This window comes from Catenulispora pinistramenti (assembly GCF_018274385.1).
GTDB lineage: Bacteria > Actinomycetota > Actinomycetes > Streptomycetales > Catenulisporaceae > Catenulispora > Catenulispora pinistramenti.
Genome location: NZ_JAAFYZ010000115.1, coordinates 1 through 19,552, shown reverse-complemented (window position 1 = coordinate 19,552; position 19,552 = coordinate 1). Strand labels below are relative to the sequence as shown.

Below are 19,552 nucleotides of genomic sequence, written 5' to 3'. Positions count from 1 at the left end.
GTCTCTTCAGCGTGGCCAAGGCGCGCCCGCGAAGCCTTCTCCGGCGTTGCCCGGGAACTGGGCACGCAGAGAGAAGACACCATCACGGCCCGCACCCAGGATGTCTCTTGCTCTGGACCACTTCATCTACCGATCAGGAGGCACGGACATCACCATGGCGAACACATCCGCACGCGGCGGCGCGGTGCGCGGCTTCGAGCACCCGGTCGCGTTCTGGGCCGGCACCGCCGCCTGCTCGATCGGCGTCCTGCTGCATCTGCCGATGTACTACAGCGCCCGCCACATGGGGTATCAGATGTCCGGCATGAGCCCGGACGCGCCGATGGTCACCGGGATGACGCTGATCCTGGCCGGCCTGCCGCTGGTGCTGTACGGGCTGCTGCCACGCCGCAGCGGCGAGCTCGCGCGCACCGCGGCGCGGGTCCGCGTGCGGCCGCTGGACGACGCGCCGCTGCGGGCCCAACACGTGATCCTGCTGATGGTGATGGCCGTGGCCGTCACCATCGACGTGATGAAACCGGCGACGCTGTCGTTCATCACCCCCGGCGTGGCCAAGGAGTACCACCTGCTGCCGACCAACAAGCACAGCCACACCACCGTGGCCTGGCTGCCGCTGTTCGGCATCGGCGGCACCGTGCTGGGCTCGTGGCTGTGGGGCTCGCTCGGCGACCGGATCGGGCGGCGCGCCTCGATCATGTTCGCCGGCATCCTGTTCGTCTCCACCTCGATCTGCGGCACGATGCCCAGCTTCGGCTGGAACCTGGTGATGTGCCTGCTGATGGGGATCGGCGCCGGCGGCATGCTGCCGGTGGCGTTCACGCTGCTGTCCGAGACGATGCCCAAGCGGCACCGGGGCTGGACCATGATGCTGGTCGGCGGCGAGGTGGCGGCGGCCTACGTGCTCGTCAGCTCCCTGTCGGCCTGGCTGACGCCGCACTACAGCTGGCGGATCATGTGGCTGATCGGGCTGCCCACCGGGCTGCTGCTGATCGCGCTGAACAGGTGGATCCCGGAGTCGCCGCGGTATCTCATCACGCGCGGCCGGGTCGAGGAGGCCGAGGCGGTCATGGCCCGGTACGGCGCGGTGGTCAGCACGGTCCCGGCGCCGGAGGCAGGTCCGGGCTTGGCGGCCGATACGGCGCCGACCGACCCGGCGCCGACCGGTCCGGGTTTGGAGGCCGATCCCGCTTCGCACCGGGGCTCCGTCATCGACTTCGTCCGCCGCCCGATGCTCGGCACCAGCATCGCGATCGCCTTGCTGGGGCTGGGTGTCGGGCTGGTGACGTACGGGTTCCAGCAGTGGGTGCCCACGAACATCCAGCGGCTCGGCTACAGCGCCGTGGCCTCCGACTACGTCGTGCGCAACGCGGCCCTGATCGGCCTGCCGCTGACGATCCTGGCGGCCTGGATGTACGGGGTCCTGGGCAGCCGGCGCACCATCATCGCGTTCTGCGTCCTCACGGCCGCCACGCTCATCGGGTTCGTCGTGGCCGGCGACTCGCTGGCCCACAACCGCCTGCTGTTGTCGGTCCTGCTCGTGGTGCCGCTGTCCGGGACCAGCTCGCTGGCCGCCGTCGCGGTCGGCTACGCCGCCGAGGTCTACCCCACCCGGGTCCGCACCCGCGGCGCGGGTCTGGCCGCGGGGATGACGAAGCTGGGCGGCGTGCTGATCCTCGCCGTGGTCGTCGCCCGCGCCACGGTGCCCTCGATCGCCCAGACCGCGGTGATCGGCGCCGTCCCGCTGGCCGCGGCGATCCTGGCGTTCTGGTGGATCGGCGCCGAGACCAAGGGCCGCTCCCTGGAAGCCATCGCCGGGGAGGAGTTGGTGGGCGAACCCGTCTGAGAACCCTGACGCCGGCGCGCCGGGCGAGGTGCGCCGGCCTGGCCGCCCGCTGTGCCTGCGGCAGCCAGAGGCCGCGTGCCGTCGCGCCCCGCCCGAGTTCCGCAGTACGTCCTAGGGGACGACGCCCGCCGGCCCCGGGCCGCCGATCGTCACCAGCTCCCCGGCCGTCGGCGGCCCGAAATTGTCCAGTTCGGGCAGGGCCAGCAGGATCGGCAGATCCAGGATCGTGGCGGCGCGCAGATCGATGTCCAGCTTGACCGCGCACTCGTCCGGGCCCACCGTCACCTTCTCCCCCGGGCCCACGAAGCGTGGCTGCCGGGCCCACGGCCGCGGGTCCACCTGCTGCGTGCGGACCGCCGCGGCCCGGACGTACCAGCTGCCGGACGGCACACCGCGCAGCGTGTACGCACCGGAGCCGTCGACGATGTCGCAGGAGACCGGCAGCCCCTCGATCGCCGGGCTGGAGAACAGCCCCACGTAGGTCCGTGTGGCGGTCCCGCGCTCCGGCACGACCACCGACCCCATCACCTCCCCGGTCCACCCGCTGGGCGGCAGCGGCGCCATGTCGATCACCCGGTGTCCGCCGGCCTGCGACTTGGCCCGGTACCTCCCCGGCGGGGCCCCGACACCGCGGCTGAACCGGCTGGTGAACGTCCCCAGGCTGTTGTAGCCGACCTGGTAGGCGATCTCGGTCACGCTCAACCGGGTCTGGAGCAGCAGGTGCTTGGCCTTGAACACCCGGATGGCGGACAGGAACCGGCCGGGCGAGGCACCGGTCATGGACCGGAAGACCCGGGGGAAGCAGAACTCGTTCATGATCGCGGAGTCGGCGATCTCCGCCAGCGACAACGGTTCGTCATACCGGTTCCACATCGTGGCTATGGCTTGTTCGATCGCTAGCTGTGTCAGGTCCACCGTCTCAGGTCTCCCGTGCTCCGTGCCAGGCGAGAACTCGTATCAGGGCACCACCGCGGGCTCGCGCAGTCCCGCCTCGATGATCGGCGCCGGGCCGCCGCCACCGCCGGCGACCGGTCGTTCGGCAGCCGGCCGCACGGCCATCGCGGCCGCCCGCCGGCACGCGGGCGGGTCGTGGCCGCGGTGGTCGGCGACGGCTCCCGGATGGTCCGACGACCCCGGCTCAGCGAGCGTGCCGCCGGTTCGGCCTGTGAACTCATGTGTTCCCCTCCGTCGCGGGCCTGCCGATTGAGCATGATCCGGGCCTTCCAGGCTTTCTCCGGCAAAACTCCACCCAGGCTTACTGTGAGTATCAGCGGACTGACGAACAAGTGACTTCTCCGCGCTTGCCCGGAGCGCCGCGGAATATGCCGAATCGCACACTCTCGGCGAGGCGCACGCAACCACCGATATCGTTGCCGAGCCGCTGTTCGGGGCGTCGCCGGCGACAGCGTCGCAATGTCGGATTTCGAATGACTGGACGAGTGGCCCCGGCATCGCACGGAGATCAACCAAAGGCAGCGCGGGTTATCGCCTTCGAATAATGCTGGACTATTCCATGCGGCGGCCGAAATCCTATCTTTCCGCCCCTGGACGCGGTGCGTTTCGCCCGGGGCGGACGGGTGTTCATATCCGCCGGCGGATCGCCTGCGCCGCCGGCGGGAGGTCCGGCCGACAAGTGCGGACATCCCGGTCACCGGCCGCGGTACCAGGCCGATTCCCACCCGGGAGTGACGAAGCCGCCACAGCGCGGTGAGTTTTCGCGCCGGTTCTGGTCTTTACAGATGAACCTGTGAGGCGAGTTCGCGGGCACCGGCCGTTCGCCGTGTGGGCGGCTCTCTCTTCGCCGTGTGTACTTGAACGGAGGAACTGCCGTGGAACGCGGTAGCTATCTAGTGAGATATCGGGGTGTGGCGCCGGCCATGTCCACCGCCGTCACCGGCCGGGGGTGGCGACGATGAGCGCCCCGGGGGTCGCCGACGCCGGCGGCCGGCAGCGGATCGGGGCGACGCTGGTCCTGGCCTCGATCGGAACGTTCCTCACGTCGCTGGACATCGTGGTGGTGTCCACGGCGCTGCCGACGCTCCAGTCGCACCTGCACGCCGACCTGGCCGACCTCGAGTGGACGATCAACGCCTACAACCTGTCGTTCGCCTCGTTGATGTTGACCGCCTCGGCGCTGGGCGACCGGTTCGGCCGTCGGAACCTCTACGTGATCGGCCTGCTGCTGTTCGCCGCGGCGTCGATCGGTTGCGCGACGGCCGATTCGGCCGGGCAGCTGATCGGGTGGCGGGCGGTCCAGGGCGCGGGCGCGGCAATTGTGCTGCCCCTGTCGCTGACCCTGATCAGTGAGGCGTTCCCGCTGGAGAAACGCGGGATGGCCATCGGGATCTGGGGCGGCATCACGGGCCTGGGGGTGGCGCTGGCGCCCCTGGTCGGCGGCGCGATCCTGCAGGGGATCAACTGGCAGTGGATCTTCTGGATCAACGTGCCGTTCGCCCTGGTGGCCGCGGTGCTGTCGCGGTTCCTGCTGACCGAGAGCCGTGGTCCACGGCCGCGGCTGGACCTGGTGGGCCTGCCGCTGATCGGGCTGGGGCTGCTGGCCCTGGTCTGGGCGCCGGTCAAGGCTCCGGAGGTGGGCTGGGGCAGCGCCCAGGTGATCGGCGGGCTGGTCGTGGGTGCGGTGCTGATCACGGCGTTCCTGTGGTGGGAGAGCCGCACCGAGATGCCGATGATGCCGCTGGAGTACTTCAAGCTGCGTTCGTTCAACTCGGCCGGTGCGGTGGCGTTCCTGTTCTGGTTCGCCCTGATCGGCACGGTGTTCTGGATCGCGCAGATGCTCCAGCAGGGCATGGGGTACTCGCCGCTGGCATCGGGCACCAGGATGCTGGTGTTCACGCTGCCGCCGATGGTCTTCGCCCCGATCGGCGGGCTGTGGTCGGACCGCATCGGCACCCGCCCGGTGATGTCGCTGGGCCTGCTGATGATGGCCGGCGGCTACCTGTGGCTGGGAGAGACGATCACGGCCGGGGTGTCCTACACCTCGCTGATCGCCCCGTTCCTGGTGGCCGGCACCGGAATCGCCCTGGTGTTCCCGACCATGGCGAACGCCTCGATCGCCGCGGTGCCGCTACGCGACTCCGGAGTGGCCTCGGGCTCGAACAACACACTGCGGGAAGCCGGCGGCCTGTTCGGGATCGCGGCGTCGTCCGCGGTGTTCACGGCCAACGGCAGCTTCGCCTCGCACGCCGACTTCATGCACGGCGTGAAGTACACGATTCTGGTGGCGGCCGCGGTGGGCCTGGTGGCACTGGTCCCGTCGCTGCTGGGTCAGTCCCGGGCCCAGATGCAGGCCAGCGCCGAACAAGCGAACCGACTGCCGGAAGCCGCGCCGGTGCCGACCGCGGTCGCCGACTGAGCAGGGGCGCGCGACGGGCGCCGCCGGCCGGCGGCGCCGTCATCGCCACCCCGTGCGTCAACAGGACTCGGTAGCCGTGCCGGGCCGCCGAGTAATCAGGGCTCTGTCAGCGGACGGTTTCCGTCACGCTGGCAGAGTCCTGGTTCACTTCCCGCCCACGACCCCCGTGCCGCGATCGCTCCTCGTGCGCGATCGTCCCTCGTGCCGCGATCGCCCGATCGCCCTTCCGGCTCGGCAAACTCCGAGAAGTCGTGGCGCCCCGGCAGCGGCGAGCATGCTACGGAAAGCGGGGCAAACCCGAAGCACTCTCGCCGAAAGGGATTCCGCAGTGACCGGTATGTGGGCGGCGTCGCGACGCCGCATTCTGACACCCAGCACCTCGCAGACGAAACTGAAACGGCGCGGCTTCCACGAGAAGAACCCGGAGGCGAAGGAACAACTGGAGACCGCCGGTGCCATGTTCCTGGCCGGTTACGCCCTCGCGGCGCAGGCCGGACCGGCCTGGGAGGCCGAGAGCGGGCTGGCGACGCTGCCGCGGGACTACCGCGGCTTCGCCTACGAGGGCGCCGGAATGGGGTTCGCCGTCCGGGACGCCATCGCCCCCCGGCGCCGGCACATGACAGCCGACCTCATCGACGGCCGGGGCGCGGACCACGTGTACATGATCTATGTCGGCGTCGGATGGGCCCTGGCCCGCCTGCCCCGCGCATTCTGGGGCCGGATGACCGACAGCCTGACCGATCCGGTCCTACGCTGGCTGATCCTGGACGGATACGGCTTCCACCAGGCCTACTTCCACACCGACAAGTACGTGAACCGACAGTTCACCCGGGCCGATTTCCCCTGGCCGCAAGCCGGACCCGCGGCATACGCCAACCGGGTCGTCGACCAGGGCATCGGCCGGGCCATGTGGTTCGTACACGGCGCCGACCCACAGCGGCTCGCCGACGCCATCGACTCCTTCCCCCAGACACGGCGGGCGGACCTGTACGCGGGCTCCGCCCTGGCCGTCACCTACGCCGGCGGGCTGGACGAGTCCGAGCTGCGGGTGTTCAAGCAGCGGTCCCGGCACTACGCACCGCAGGTCGCCCAGGCCAGCGCGTTCGCCGCCACGGCGAGGGTGCGGGCTGGGAATCAGACGCCGCACACGGCGCTGGCGACCGGACTGCTGGCCGGGGTCACGCCCGACGAGGCGGCGCGGGTGTGTCTGGGGGCGTTCCCCGATCCGTCCGAGCGGACCGCGGCTGGGGAGCCGGCGTTCGAGGTGTGGCGGGAGCGGATCGCTGCGGCGCTGGCTGTGGCGTCGGCGGCTTAGTGCGGCTGGCGGTGTGGTGCTGCTGACGGTGTGGTGCTGCTGACGGTGTGGTGCTGCTGACGACGTGGTGGCGCTGACGATTACTGAGGTAACGCTGCGGGGACTCTATTTTGGGCTGGGGTTTGCAGGCCGGGTTGCGGTTGGTCTGTGAGTTTTAAATGCTTTTACGGCCTTCGGTCATAGTTGTGCCGGTTCGGGGTTCGGGTCGGCGGGTGTGTTTGTCGGCTGCCGGTTCGCGCGTTCACAACCCCGCCGCACCTCAGGCCTCTTCAACTCCAGCAAGTCAGAGCAAGGGGCACAGGCCAGATCAAGAGCAAGATCAACGACACAAGCAAGATCAACAGCAAGATCAAGGTCAAACCCATGGTGAAGAGCCGGGCCTCCGGCGGGCCTCGGCAACCTCAGGGAAACTAGCGCGAGTCCATCGGGTGGCCGAGCCAGTCTCAGCGGCGGCGGTTCCTGAGATGGTTGCGGTCCGTTCCCCACGCTCGCGTCGTCAGCCCGGGGGGTACAGCACCGGTGTCCGGGGGTAAAGTCCGCGCGCGGCGGTTGACCATTTGACCTGCGGTTTCGTACGGCGCGAACTTGACCCCCGGCCACCGGCACTGTAGGCGAAGCCCTGCCGACGCGACCGAGGGGAACGAACCGAAAACCAGCCGGAGAAATACAAAACGGGGGGTGCGGGTACCGGCGGCTCGGCGAGCTCAGCTGCCGGTACCGGTGCTGGCCAGCGCGCCGGTATCCGAGGTGCGCGCTCCGGGTTGGCGGGCGCCGGATCGGCACGGCGGCAACAAACAACCGATACCACCACCGGTATAGCAGGTTGCTGAGACAGATCGGCGGAAATCGGCTGCAGTAGTCGCCGAGCTGGGTCTTGTCCGGGTCTTCGCCCCTCATCGCGGGCACGACCGTCCAGCACCGCACACGGGCCTGTCAACTGCACTACACCCGGGCATGTCGTCGACCACCCAACCAGCGACCCGCCGCCACGCCCTCACCGGCAGCCGCAGCAGCCAACCGGTGTCCTCGTTCCCGGCGTTTTGTATTTCTCCGGCTGGTTTTCGGTTCGTTCCCCTCGGTCGCGTCGGCAGGGCTTCGCCTACAGTGCCGGTGGCCGGGGGTCAAGTTCGCGCTGCACGAAACCGCAGGTCACACGTCCAACCGCCGCGCGCGGACTTTACCCCCGGACACCGGTGCTGTACCCCCCGGGCTGACGACGCGACCGAGGGGAACGGACCGCACCACCTCACAGGCCGCAGCCGCTGAGACTCACCCGGCCACCCGAGGGAACCGCGCTAGTTTCCCTGAGGTTGCCGAGGCCCGCCGGAGGCCCGGCCCTTCACCACAGCCCTTGACCTTGACCTTGACCTTCAGCCCTTGATCTTGGAGCCTGTTGTCTTTCCGAACGTTGTGGATGGCAGGCCATGCTTTGGGGTGGTTCGTGGTTGATCGGTGCATGAGAACAGGGCCTTCCGTGTAGCTCGATGGGTGTCGAAGTCCTCGAGCGGGAAGGCCCTGTTGCTCCTTGTTCTACGCTTCTGTGCCCGGTCGGGGCAACGGTGAAGGCTTTCCCGGCGTTTCGTGCGATTGTCTGGCCCACCGATACGGCAACGCCGGTGATCAGCCGCAGCGCAGGCCGGTGTATCCCACCGATCTGACCGATGCGCAGTGGGCGCAGGTGCTGCCGTTGATCCCGGTGCCGGCCTGGATGGGCGGGCGCGGTGGCCGGCCGGAGGGCTACTGCCACCGGGTCATGATCGATGCGATGTTGTATGTGGTGGACAACGGCATCAAGTGGCGGGCGATGCCCGCCGATTTCCCGCCCTGGGATGCGGTCTACCGGTTCTTTCGCCGCTGGCGTGACCAGCAGCTGCTCACGGTGTTGCATGACCGGCTGCGCCGGGCATGCCGGGTCCGGGCCGGACGTGGCCCGGAGCCGACAGGGGCGGTGATCGATTCGCAGTCGGTGAAGGCCGCAGAGACTGTGGCCGCCGCCGATCGCGGGTTCGACGCCGGCAAAAAGGTCAACGGCACCAAACGGCACATCGCCGTAGACACCCAGGGGCTGTTGCTGACGGTCCTGGTCACCGGCGCCTCAGCGCAGGACCGCGACGAGGCGGTACCGCTGCTGGCCCGGTTGTGCCAGGCCTGCCCGACCGTGTCGAAGGTCTGGGCCGATGGCGGCTACGCCGGGGCGCTGGTGGCGATCGTGGCCACGACACTGCACCTGGTGTTGGAGATCGTCAGACGCCCGGCCGGCGCACGGGGCCTGGTGGTCCTGCCCCGCCGGTGGGTGGTGGAACGCACCCTGGCCTGGATCACCCGCCGACGCCGGCTGGCCCGGGACTACGAGCGCAGACCGGAAACCCACGAGACTATGGTGCGCTGGGCGATGCTGCCGGTCATGACCCGCCGCCTGGCGCAAACGCCCCCGACGCCAACTCGGTGAGCCAACCCGCGGCCACCAGACGCTTAAGCCGGTAACGCAGCCCCTCCACCACCGTCCGGTCCGTCCCCCACCCCAGCGCTGCGGCCACCTGCCCGGCCCGCAACGGCACACCGGCATCGCAGACCGCCTGCCACACCGGCCGATACTTCACCGGAAGATCCACCCCACCCAACCCGGCCCGCCACACCGACACCCGACGGACACCACCAGCACCAGCAGCGGCAGCGGCAGCGGCAGCGGCACCAGCTTCGCCGGCAGCAGCACCGGCCGCCGCCAGCACATCAACAGCCTGCGGCGACACACCGACGCAGCCACCCTCGGCCAACACCGCAGCCAACGTCGCCTTGGTGATCACCACACGCTCCAGCGCCGACTCCGCCTCGGCCAACTCCACAGCCACCCGCCCGGCCTGCTCCCGCAAACCCTCCACCCGCGCCCGCACCGCCACCTCACGCGCATCAAGCAACTGATCCACCGAGACCACGAACCCCTCCTACCGCATCGGACCAACCCGCACCCCGACACTGCCACCAACAACGAACCCTTACACACCCAAAACGCGACTATCTTCCCAGCCCAAGAACCCCGTTCGGAAAGACAACAGGCTCTTGCCTGTGCCGTTGATCTTGCCTGTGCCCCTTGCTCTGACTTGCTGGAGTTGAAGAGGCCTGAGGTGCGGCGGGGTCGTGAACGCGGAAACCGGCAGCCGACAAACACACCCACCACCCCGAACCCCGAACCGGCACAACCATGACCGAAGGCCGTAAAAAGCTTTGAAACCCGCACCCCAACCGCAACCCGCCCCGCAAACTCCAACCCCAAAAAAGATCCGAACCCGAAACCCTAAACGTTGAAAACGATCTGACGTGATCGTCGCCATCAATCTCCCCCACCTGGCCCCACTCAGCCATCCGCCAAGTCTGATACACCCACCCCGTCAGCAGGACTCACCAACACCGTCCCGCGGTGAAGCGCTCGGCTGGTCGAACCAGCCGAGCGCTTCACCGCGGGACGGGTCAGGCGGCTGCCGGGAGGCCGGCGGCGTCGGCGGTGGCCGTCGCGGTGCGGGTCGTGGCGGAGGCCTTGCGCTTGCGGTAGAAGTGCACGGCCCACCAGCCCAGACCGCGGGCTGCGCAGACGATCGCTGTGGCGAAGAACAGTGTGTAGACGACGTTGAGCAGCATCAGCACTCCGTAGACCGTCGCGACTGAGCCGCCGAAGATGAACTGGGCTCGGCCCTTGGAGGGTGTGGTGCCCGGGTCGGAGATCATGTAGTTGCTGAACAGGACGAAGGGGACGCCGGTCATCACGCCCAGGGCCGAGAAGAGCGAGACGTGCCAGATCCAGTGGCGGATGAACGCTTGGATGGCGAAGCCGCCGAGCCAGCCGACGATCAGCATTGTGCGCTTGGTCAGGGCGGTGTTCAGGACTGTGCCGGCGGTGGCGATGATCAGGGCGATCATGATGCGGAAGTAGGTGTTGGCGTTCTCGGTGAACTCGTACGGCTGGGCCACCGCGACCCAGCGGCTGAACAGCAGCAGCGTCATCGAGATGCCGAAGTTCGACGGGTTCATGTAGTGGCGGACCCGGCCTGCGATCGGGGCCTGCAGGATGTACTTGCCGCTGACGCCGACCATCACGCCGAAGATCACCGGGCCGACGTTGTCGTTGGTGTAGATCAGCATGTTGACGGCCAGGGCGGTGATGTGCGCCGGCAGCAGGAACTCGTAGACGCCGCGCATCCCCCGACCCCGGTAGCGGGGCGTCCGGCGTTGGGCCCAGGCCTGGATGGTCTCCAGCGTCAGCTCGGTGGTGTAGGCGACCAGGACCGCGGTGATCGGGAAGATCCAGGCTTGTTCGAAGCCGAGCAGGGTGTAGCCGAAGATGTTGAAGACGCTGATGGACATCGCGAAGTTGCGCAGGGCGATGTAGTGGACGTCTTTCGGCTTGGCCGCCGGGGCGGCGGATGCCTGGCCCACCGGTCGCGGACCGGGCGTGCCGGCCGCTCGGGGGTCGGAGACGGTGGCGGTCATGACTGCGGGACCTCCTTGATGGTGTCGGTCAGCATCAGGTTGTGGGTGCCGGTGGTCAGGGTGATGTCCTGCGAGTGCAGGGCACCGCTGGTGTCGTGCCACTGGACCGTGACGTCTTGCGGCCCCATGTTCATCCCGAGGCCGAAGCGGACCTGGAAGCTGCGGTAGCCGTCGTGGCCGCTGCCGCCGTCCAGCTGCGCGATCTGCGGGTGGCCGGGGGTGTGGATGGTGACCGTGGTGCCGTAGGCCGGGCTGCCCGGACCCTCCAGGCCGGTGTTGGCCTGGCCGTCGGTGGAGGGCCGGTAGAGGTTCAGGGTCATCTGGTCGCCGACGTCGGCGGTGTTGGCGTAGAACTCCGGTGCGCCCCACTGGCGGGCCACCGCGAAGTCCAGGTGGCCGCTGCCGGTGGTGTCGGCCAGCGCCATGCCGCGGCTCGGGGTGTCGTTGGTGAAGCCGAGCTCCTTGCCGATGTTGACGTACTTGCCCTGGGAGTTCTTGGCGAAGAACGCGAACGGCTGGTGGCCGGACACGTCGTCGCCGGGCTGGAAGTTCGGCCACATCGCCGGGTTGGACAGCAGGTCGTCGTTCATGGTGGCCATCTCCTGCATCCACGGCCACCGGTTGACGGTGCCGTTGATGAAACCCAGCGCCTGCACCACGTCCTGCTGGCCGTCGTTGAGGAAGTCGCCCATCTTCACGTCCCAGGCCCAGCCGCTCCAGGCCAGCCCGTCGCCCTGCGCCTCCTGGGTGAACGGCGCGACGCCGGATGCCAGCTTGGACGCCATCTGGGCATCGGAGCTGGTGTCGTTGCGGAAGACGAAGTTGCTCTCCTCCAGGCCCCAGGGCTGCGTGATATCGCTGACCATGAAGTCGAAGTGGCCCTTGTCGCTCATGTCCGCGAAGTCCACGCCCATGCCCTTGAAGGAGCCGTTGCCCAGGACGAAGGACTTCGGGGTGCCCGGGGTGCGCTGGCCGTAGGCTTCGGTGAACTTCAGCTGGGTCGGTGTGGACTCGTTGTAGAGCAGGTGGCCGTGGCCGAAGTCGTTGCCGTCGTACAGCTCGGGCTTGCCCGAGCCGGTCAGGTCGGCGGTGGCCAGGGCCAGGGTCCAGCCGGTGCTGTCATGGAACGGAACGGCGTCGCGGTCCTCGATGTACTGCACGGAGGGCTGGTCGCCGCCAGTGGCGCCGAGCCAGCGCAGGAAGTGCAGGCCGCCGCCGTTGTTGGCGCTGGACAGCGAGTTCGGCATCTGCATGTTGTTCTGGCCGTGGGTGTCCAGGATGCCGCTGTCCGGGAAGTAGTTGCCGACGACGATCGAGGGGTGGCCGGTGCCGTTCAGGTCGGCGATCGCGACCGCGTCGGTGTTCCACAGCGGCCCGGTGTAGCGGCCGTCGACGTCGACGCCGCTGACGAGCTCCTGGGGCTGGTAGGCCTGCGGCGAGACGCTGGTGGCGCCGGCCTTGGGCAGGAACAGGATCGGGGTGCGGCCCCAGTAGAAGACCAGCAGGCCCATCCGGCCGTCGCCGGTGAAGTCGCCGACCGCGCAGCCGGTCGGGGCCATGGTGGCGTCCACCGGCAGCGGCGCGGGGTTCAGCACGAACGGGGTGAACCGGTCGGCCGGCACGGCCGTCGGGGTGTAGGTGACGATGACGTCGTTGGTGCGGGTGTCGACCAGGCACATGCCGTCGGAGCGGCCGTGACCGGTCAGGTCGTTGATCGCCACGCTCGCCCCGACCGCCGACATCCAGGAGCGGATCTTGTAGTAGGCGGGGTTCACCTGGCGGATCGTGTTCATCTGCTGATCGTCATAGCCCGGCGGCATGGCGATCGGCAGCTGCTTGAACGAGTACTTCGCAGCGGTCTGCGAAGCCTCGCCGGCCGCGGCCGGGTTCCCCACCGCCACGTAGACGGTGAGCAGAGACAGGATGGCGATGAGGGCCGGGACCAGCGTTCTCAATCTTCCACGCAGCACGGATGCACTCTCCAGGTTTCGATTCCGATACCTGACAAACATGACGGGACGTGCGGTGGGGTCGCTTCTTTAGCGTTGCCTGGCGGGATTCGCGCGATTCACGCGCCCCGCACCGCCTGCGCCATCGGGACCGAGCGGCGCATGGATTCCCAGGCGTTCTCGCTGTCGTCGCCGTTGCCCACGATCAGGCCGTGCACCTGGGCTTCGAAGCACCGGTCGGCGTCGTAGGGGGCGAACAGGTAGCCGCCGAGCTCCAGGGTGACCATGCCGTGCAGCGCGGTCCAGAACAGGTGCGCCACCAACTCCGGATCGCCGTCGGCGAACCGCCCGGCGGCCATGCACCGCCGCACCGAGGCGACCAGGATGTCCAGCACGTAGCGGCCGTGCCGGCGGTCCTCGTCGGTGAGGGAGAACCCCGCGATGTTCAGCGCGCCGAGCATGACCTGGTACAGGTCAGCGTTCTGATGCGCGTTCCAGCGGTAGACCCGGCCGTGCGCCACGACGTCCGCCACCGGATCGGCGGAGTCGCCGATCGCCACCATGGCGGTGTTCAGCCGGGCGAACCCCTCGCGCACGACGGCCCGCACCAGGTCGTCCATGCTGCCGAAGTGGGTGTACACGGCCATCGTCGAGCTGCCCACCTCCTTGGCCAGGCGGCGGGTGCTCAGCCCGACCGAGCCGTCCCGCGCCAGGATGCGGGCGGCGGCTTCCAAGAGGGCGTCGCGCAGATCGGTCCGCACCCGGCGAGGACTCACCCTGGACATGCTCCATCACTGGCGGCGTTATGGGAAGAACACTGTTACGTAACACCGATATACGCCCGATGGGCAGTCGCGGCGGCGAGCGAGCCGGCGCGCGGGGCCCGGCGCCGGCCGGAGGAATCCGGTCAGGGCAGTTCCGCGGCAGGCTCCTGATCGTACTCGGGCCATCCGAAGTCGGGTTCGCAGTCCACGTCGTCGACCGCGCGCAGCCCGGCGAACAGGTCGGCTTCGAAGCCGTCGTCCACGGGGCCCGGGGTGCCGCGCAGCAGCTGGAAGTGCTCCATGCCGAAGCCGCCGTCGCCGATCGCCGCGAGCTTGAAGAACCAGCCGTCGGCCGGCATCTGGGAACGGTGCGCGCGCATGGCTGCGGTCTTGGAGTCCAGCCAGTCGCGGGCGTCTATCCGGGCGGTCACCAGATGGTCGGGGACGCCGTAGGGGATGTCGATGCGGTCCGGCGGCACCCCGTCGGCCAAGGCCTCGGCGAGCGCGGCGAAGGGACTGCCGCCGCCGGTGCCCAGCCGGCGGGCGACCGCGCGCACGACGCTGAAGGGGACGACGGCCGCGTAGACCTTCGCCACGCTCCAGGCCGGCGCGGCCTCGGCACCGGACTCAGTGCCGGCATCGGCATTGAGCTCGGCAATCGCTTCGACATCAGCCTCGGCACCGGCCGCGAACCCGGCATCGGACTCGGCATCGGACTCGGCCGCGCGGTCGACGGCGGCCAGACTCAGCTCATGCGCGCGGATGTGGTCGGGGTGCCCGTAGCCGCCGCGCGAGTCGTACGTGACCAGAACCTGCGGCCGCACCTCGCGGATCACCGCGGCCAGCGCGTCCACCTGCTCCCGGCGGTCCCCGGCCACGAGCGAGCGCGGATCGGCGTTGGTATCCGCGCCCGCCACCCCCGAGTCCCACCAACGGCCCGGGCCGCCGAGGAAGCGTGACCCCTTGATCCCCAGCTTCTCCACGGCCACGGCGAGTTCCCGCACGCGCAGTTCGCCCAACGCCTGTTCGCGGTCGGCGGCGGCGTCCACGGCGCGCCGGACCTCCGGGTCCAGGATCTCGCCGCGCTCACCCCGGGTACAGGTCACCAGGTGCACGTCGATGGTCTCGGCGGCGTAGAGCGCGGCGGTGGCGCCGGTGGTGGTGGTCTCGTCATCCGGGTGCGCGTGCACCATCAGCAGCCTGAGAGGGTTGCCGAGACGGTCGCCGAGGCGGGCGAACGGCATGTCCAACAGGTCGGGGGGCAAGGTCATCGGCGTGCCTTCTTCTACGGTTCGGATATGGCCCCGGGCCGCACGCCGATGGGGCGGCGGCGCGCGGCCCGCCCGAGCACCTTCGTAAGGGGTTACCAGCATCTCCAAGCGGCGCTGCCCCACGTTTCTTTGAGGTTGCTGACTTGCCCGGCCCCGGTCACGGGCGGCGCCGGTTTCTCTGCCGTTGCCCGTATCGCCGCCGGCCCGCCCTGCGATTCCCAGCGGGCGGTGAAGGCGTAATCATGGTCGACGTGAGCCCTCGCCCCGCACAGCCCGATATCCGTCGCGCGCTCATCGACGCGGCCGCGACGATCCTGGCCGAGTCCGGACCCGACGGGTTGTCCACCCGCCAACTGGCCAGGGAGGTGGGGGTCTCCACGTCGGCCGTGTACACGTACTTCGGCGGCATGGACGACCTGGTCCGCGCGATGGCGTACGAGGGTTTCGCCCGCTTGAACAGTGCCCTGACCGCCTCGGCGGGCTCGGCGGACCCGGTGGCCGATGTGGTGCGCCTGGGCCGGATCTACCGCGAGAACGCCCTGCGGCACCGGCACCTGTACGCCGTGATGTTCGGCGGGTCGGCACTGGCCGGGTTCTCCCTGACCGACGAGGACCGCGCACACGGCCTGTACACCCTGGACCTCCTGGTCAAGGCGGTCGAGCGGTGTGTGCGGGCCGGACGGTTCCGCGACGGGGACGCGACGTTGGTGGCGCACGAGCTGTGGATGTCGATCCACGGAATCGTCACGCTGGAGATCGGCGGGTACCTGTTCCAGCCCTATGACGCGGACACCTGCTTCGACGCCCAGGTGTGCACCTTGCTGGTGGGCTCGGGCGACGACCTGGACCTGGCGCGGGCGTCGATCGCGCTGGCCGGCGCCGGGCCGGCGGCCGAAGAGCCCGCGGCGTAGCATCGCCGAACTCAACGCCGTCGGAACTGCCCGGGGCCGCGGCCCGCTCCGGCCGGGCCCGGATAGGACTGCGCGATGCCCAGCCAGCGATCCGCCTCCCGTCCGGCCGCCTTGACGTCCACGTCGTCGCGGTGCCGACGGCAGGTGACCAGCAGGCAGAAGTCCACCGCCGGGGCGATGACCCGCTGATCGGCGTCGTCGGGCCCGAAGCCCCACAGGGCGCCGGACGGTGCGGTGATCTCAAAGCGGAACCGCGTCTCGGGCGGCTCCAAGCCGTGCGCCCGGTAGCCGAAGTCGCGCGTGCGCACCCCGAACCACACCACGTGCCCGATCCGATCGGTGTGCGTGCGCCCCCGCCCCACGGTGTCGACGATGTCCTGCCCGTGCCCGAACACCTCCATGGCCAAGGCGGCGGCGATCAGCGACGGTCCCGCCGTGCCGCCCAGCCAGGGCAGATCGCGCTCCTGCTCCGCCGCGCCCAGAGCCCGCGCGGCGGCCGCACGCTCAGTGCGCCAGCGGCGCACCGTCGGCTCGGGACCCTCGATCAACTCCAGCGGTCGCCGGGGGGTGCCGTTCGCGTCCGGTCCGGTCCGGGCCGCCGCGGCCCGCGCCATCGCCGCGACGTCGGCCAGATGGGCGACCTGGCGGCCGACGGTCCACCCGGGCGCCGGGGTCTGGGAGTACCACTGTTCGTCAAGGGGGACGAGCGCATCCAGTTCGTCCCCGTCGTCCATCAGGTCCGTGTACACACTGCTGACCACGGCTGATTCCGCCTCTCTGGGTCCTTGGCGATGATGACATCGAGTATCGGCCGGACGCCGGGGCGGCTGCTTCTTTGACGGTGCTGAGGGTGCCGCCCCTTGACATGGCCCGGCGCCGCGCCGATAGTCGAAGAACACTGTTATGTAACACTGATATGCTCGGACGGTGAGCTCCGATGGCACTACCGGACCCGCGCACTGCCGCCGACACCGGACGCGGTGACATCAAGGGCAGCGGCAGCGAACGCGGCGACATCACATGCGGTGACATCGACTGCTCGGCGTTGCCCGTCAAGGGAGCCGTGCCGCCGGAGCTGGACGGCACCCTGTTCCGGATCGGCCCGCAGGACGGCCAGCCGTATGTGTCGGCGCTCCGGCTGCGGCACGGCGGCGCCGAGTGGTTCCGGGCCCGGCGGATCCGCACCGACGAGGTCTGCCGGCAGACCGGCGAGCTCCCCAGCCCGGGCCCGCGGCGGTGCGCCTCGGACGTCACCGCCGCCGCGGTCATCCGCCACAACCGCCGCACGCTCGCGCTCGGCGACGGCGCCCTGCCCTACGAGCTGGCTCCGGACCTGCGCACCCGGGCCCGGTGGGATTTCGACGGCACCCTGCCGTCCGGGTTCACGTCCCAGGCGGTCCACGATCCGCTGACCGGCGAGCTGTTCGCCGCGGTCGCCGGCCCGCGGACCCTGGACTACGTCGTGATCGACGTCCACGGGAGCGTGCGCGGGTACGAGCCGATCCCCACGCCCTGCGATCCGCGGCGATACGTGTTCGCCCTGACCGACCGGCACGCGGTGTTCGCCGGGCCGGCCGGCGTCGGGATCATGCCGCGCGAGGGCGGCGCGCGGGACGTCGTCTGGGTCGGCACGCCGGGTACCGGCCGGGGGCCCGGGCCGGCGCACCGTCCGGTGAACGCGTTCGACCTGCGGGGCGGCGGCGTGGCCGTCGACACCGTGGGAGCCGACACCGTAGGAGTCGACACCGTGGGAGTCGACACCGTGGGAGCCGCCGGTTCCGCCTCGGCGCCGGGACTGTGGCGGTGGCGGGTGGAACCCGGCGCCGGCGGCGGCGTCCGGGGGGAATGCCTCAGCCGGCCGGCCCAGGACCTGGCGGGCTTCGACGAGCGGTACCGGGGCTCCGACCACCGGTACGCCCTCACCCGGCGGCTGGACGCCGGTCGCGGGCGGCGGCCCGGCGGCATCGGCCTGCTCCGCCACGACCTCGCGGCCGGCACCACCGAACAGCACGGCGCCAAACCGGGCCGGCTGTTCGGCGCCCCGGTGTTCGTCCCGTACTCCCCGACCGCTCCCGAGGGACACGGCTGGGTCCTGGTGTCCGTCCGGGACATCGGCCAGGAACGCGACGAGGTGATAGTCATCGACACCGCCGACTTCGCCGGTCCCCCGGTGGCCACCGTGGAACTGCCCGGCACCGGGCCGCGGGAGGCGTCCGCGTGCTGGCAGGTCGCGGACCCCTGGTGAGGTGATCCGCCGGATCTCAGTCCCCTGGTCCTCGGCAGCGGACCGGCGGCGCAACCACGGAGATGCCCGCCCCGCCCCGGCCTGGCCACACTGGCCGACAAGGGCCGCCGCGGTCGCGGCGCCGCCCGCCGTCGAGGAAGGAGACCCGGCGATGGCGATCTCCCGCGCCGTCCTGATCACCGGCTGCTCCAGCGGGATCGGCCGTGCCACGGCCCTGCTGCTGCACCAGGCCGGCCTGCCGGTCTGGGCCACGGCCCGGGACACCGGCACCCTGGCCGAGCTGGCCGGCCGAGGTATTCGAACCCTGCGACTGGATGTGACCGACGAGGAATCGGCGGTCGCGGCGGTCAAGGAGGTCGTCGACGCGCACGGCGCGGTCGGCGTCCTGGTCAACAACGCCGGATCCGGGGTGCACGGCGCGGTCGAGGACGTGCCGCTGGACACCGTTCGCGGCTCGTTCGAGACGAACCTGTTCGGCGCGCTGCGCCTGACCCAGCTCGTCCTGCCCGGGATGCGGCAACAAGGCGCCGGCCGCGTCGTGAACATCTCCTCGATCCTCGGCCGCCTCTCGCCGCCCGGCGGCGGCCTGTATCAGGCCACGAAGTACGCCACCGAGGCCTACGCGGACGCCCTGCGCCTGGAGGTGGCCCAGTTCGGCGTCCACGTGTCGCTGATCGAGCCCGCCACGGTCCACACCCGCTTCTACGAGACCGCGATCATGCAGTTCGCCGGCGGCTCGGACAGTGCCTACCAGGCGTTCTACGAACGGCTGGCGACCTGGGCGATCGACGTCCACGAAGGCCGCACCCGCGCCGGCCGGCTCGCGGTGTCGCCGGAGAAGGTCGCCGCGGCCGTCGAGCGCGCGGTCCTGGCCCGCCGGCCCAAGGCCCGCTACCCGGTCGGATCACTGGCGCGGGGGGCACTGGGACTGCGGCGGGTGCTGCCCGACGGGCTGTTCGACCGGTTCGTGGCCAGGGAGTTCCCCACGCCTTAATACCGCAGCCGTCACACCGTAAGCCGCGGCGACCAGAAGGTCGCCGCGGCTTCGCGGTCCCGCTCACCGCCGCCCGATGGCCGCGATGATCTTCGGTCGTAGTTCGGCGGCTTTGATGACTTCGTCTACTGAGCCGACCTCAACTGCGCGTTGGATGCTGTGGACGCGGTCGAATTCGGCGGCGACTTCGCCGAGTTTTTCGGCGCGGACGGAGGCGCGGAGTTCGTCGAGTTCCGCGGTGAGTGCTGCGCGGTCGGTGCCGGCGGCGGTGGTGATGCGGGTTTCCAGGTCGCGGATGCGGGGGTCGTTGGCGGTGCGGGAGTTGACGTCGCCGGCGAAGACGACTGCGGCGGCGGGGGCGCCGCCCAGGACGGAGGCGAAGGAGCCTTCCAGGGCCAGGACGGT

At 70.1% G+C, this 19,552-nt stretch carries 15 protein-coding genes; 7 read left to right on the top strand and 8 right to left on the bottom strand.

Annotated features, from left to right (window positions below; genetic code table 11):
- Positions 1–154: 154 nt before the first annotated feature.
- Positions 155–1,843, top strand: coding sequence for an MFS transporter (locus KGQ19_RS28410; protein WP_212014353.1), 1,689 nt, complete (start codon positions 155–157; stop codon positions 1,841–1,843).
- Between the two features lie 111 nt (positions 1,844–1,954).
- On the opposite strand, the gene KGQ19_RS28405 is transcribed toward KGQ19_RS28410, so the two are convergent.
- Positions 1,955–2,758 carry a helix-turn-helix domain-containing protein gene (locus KGQ19_RS28405; RefSeq protein WP_212014352.1) on the bottom strand — a complete coding sequence of 268 codons (804 nt, stop codon included), beginning with the start codon at positions 2,756–2,758 and terminating at the stop codon, positions 1,955–1,957.
- A gap of 997 nt (positions 2,759–3,755) precedes the next feature.
- On the opposite strand from KGQ19_RS28405, the gene KGQ19_RS28400 reads away from it, so the two are divergent.
- The 3 genes from KGQ19_RS28400 to KGQ19_RS28390 all read left to right on the top strand — a co-directional run bounded on the left by KGQ19_RS28400 (position 3,756) and on the right by KGQ19_RS28390 (position 8,980).
- Entirely contained in the window at positions 3,756–5,216 is a 1,461-nt protein-coding gene (locus KGQ19_RS28400; RefSeq protein ID WP_212014350.1) for an MFS transporter, read from the top strand.
- 337 nt (positions 5,217–5,553) lie between these two features.
- A complete protein-coding gene (locus KGQ19_RS28395) occupies positions 5,554–6,531 on the top strand; it encodes a DUF1702 family protein (RefSeq protein WP_230419578.1) in 978 nt (325 codons plus the stop codon).
- A 1,639-nt stretch (positions 6,532–8,170) separates the two neighbouring features.
- Entirely contained in the window at positions 8,171–8,980 is an 810-nt protein-coding gene (locus tag KGQ19_RS28390) for an IS5 family transposase (protein WP_212014346.1), read from the top strand.
- Here KGQ19_RS28390 and KGQ19_RS28385 read toward each other — a convergent pair.
- The 5 genes from KGQ19_RS28385 to mshB form a co-directional block, all read right to left on the bottom strand.
- Positions 8,934–9,464, bottom strand: coding sequence for a hypothetical protein (locus KGQ19_RS28385; protein WP_212014344.1), 531 nt, complete (start codon positions 9,462–9,464; stop codon positions 8,934–8,936). The genes KGQ19_RS28390 and KGQ19_RS28385 overlap by 47 nt on opposite strands.
- A gap of 532 nt (positions 9,465–9,996) precedes the next feature.
- The gene (locus tag KGQ19_RS28380; protein ID WP_212014342.1) at positions 9,997–11,013 is read right to left on the bottom strand and encodes an enediyne biosynthesis protein; all 1,017 of its coding nucleotides are present in this window, start codon (positions 11,011–11,013) and stop codon (positions 9,997–9,999) included.
- A complete protein-coding gene (locus tag KGQ19_RS28375) occupies positions 11,010–12,983 on the bottom strand; it encodes an ASPIC/UnbV domain-containing protein (protein WP_212014340.1) in 1,974 nt (657 codons plus the stop codon). Before KGQ19_RS28375 ends, KGQ19_RS28380 begins: the two co-directional genes overlap by 4 nt.
- A 98-nt stretch (positions 12,984–13,081) precedes the next feature.
- Positions 13,082–13,738, bottom strand: coding sequence for a TetR/AcrR family transcriptional regulator (locus tag KGQ19_RS28370; protein ID WP_212014338.1), 657 nt, complete (start codon positions 13,736–13,738; stop codon positions 13,082–13,084).
- A 131-nt stretch (positions 13,739–13,869) separates the two neighbouring features.
- A complete protein-coding gene (gene mshB, locus KGQ19_RS28365; protein ID WP_212014336.1) occupies positions 13,870–14,997 on the bottom strand; it encodes an N-acetyl-1-D-myo-inositol-2-amino-2-deoxy-alpha-D-glucopyranoside deacetylase in 1,128 nt (375 codons plus the stop codon).
- Positions 14,998–15,248: 251 nt separating this feature from the next.
- Here mshB and KGQ19_RS28360 point away from each other — a divergent pair, with 251 nt between their 5' ends.
- Positions 15,249–15,908: a TetR/AcrR family transcriptional regulator gene (locus tag KGQ19_RS28360; RefSeq protein WP_368862172.1), complete on the top strand. Its 660-nt coding sequence runs from the start codon at positions 15,249–15,251 to the stop codon at positions 15,906–15,908.
- Between the two features lie 11 nt (positions 15,909–15,919).
- Here the strand turns inward: KGQ19_RS28360 and KGQ19_RS28355 are convergent, their stop codons facing one another.
- On the bottom strand, positions 15,920–16,642 hold the full coding sequence (locus KGQ19_RS28355; RefSeq protein ID WP_230419576.1) for a maleylpyruvate isomerase family mycothiol-dependent enzyme: 723 nt from the start codon (positions 16,640–16,642) through the stop codon (positions 15,920–15,922).
- A gap of 203 nt (positions 16,643–16,845) precedes the next feature.
- Between KGQ19_RS28355 and KGQ19_RS28350 the strand changes: the two genes are divergently transcribed.
- On the top strand, positions 16,846–18,153 hold the full coding sequence (locus KGQ19_RS28350) for a carotenoid oxygenase family protein (protein ID WP_212014311.1): 1,308 nt from the start codon (positions 16,846–16,848) through the stop codon (positions 18,151–18,153).
- Between the two features lie 151 nt (positions 18,154–18,304).
- Positions 18,305–19,147, top strand: a complete 843-nt coding sequence (locus KGQ19_RS28345) for an SDR family NAD(P)-dependent oxidoreductase (protein ID WP_212014309.1) — start codon at positions 18,305–18,307, stop codon at positions 19,145–19,147.
- A gap of 63 nt (positions 19,148–19,210) precedes the next feature.
- Here KGQ19_RS28345 and KGQ19_RS28340 read toward each other — a convergent pair.
- On the bottom strand, positions 19,211–19,552 hold a 342-nt coding region (locus KGQ19_RS28340), incomplete at its 5' end, for a hypothetical protein (protein ID WP_212014307.1).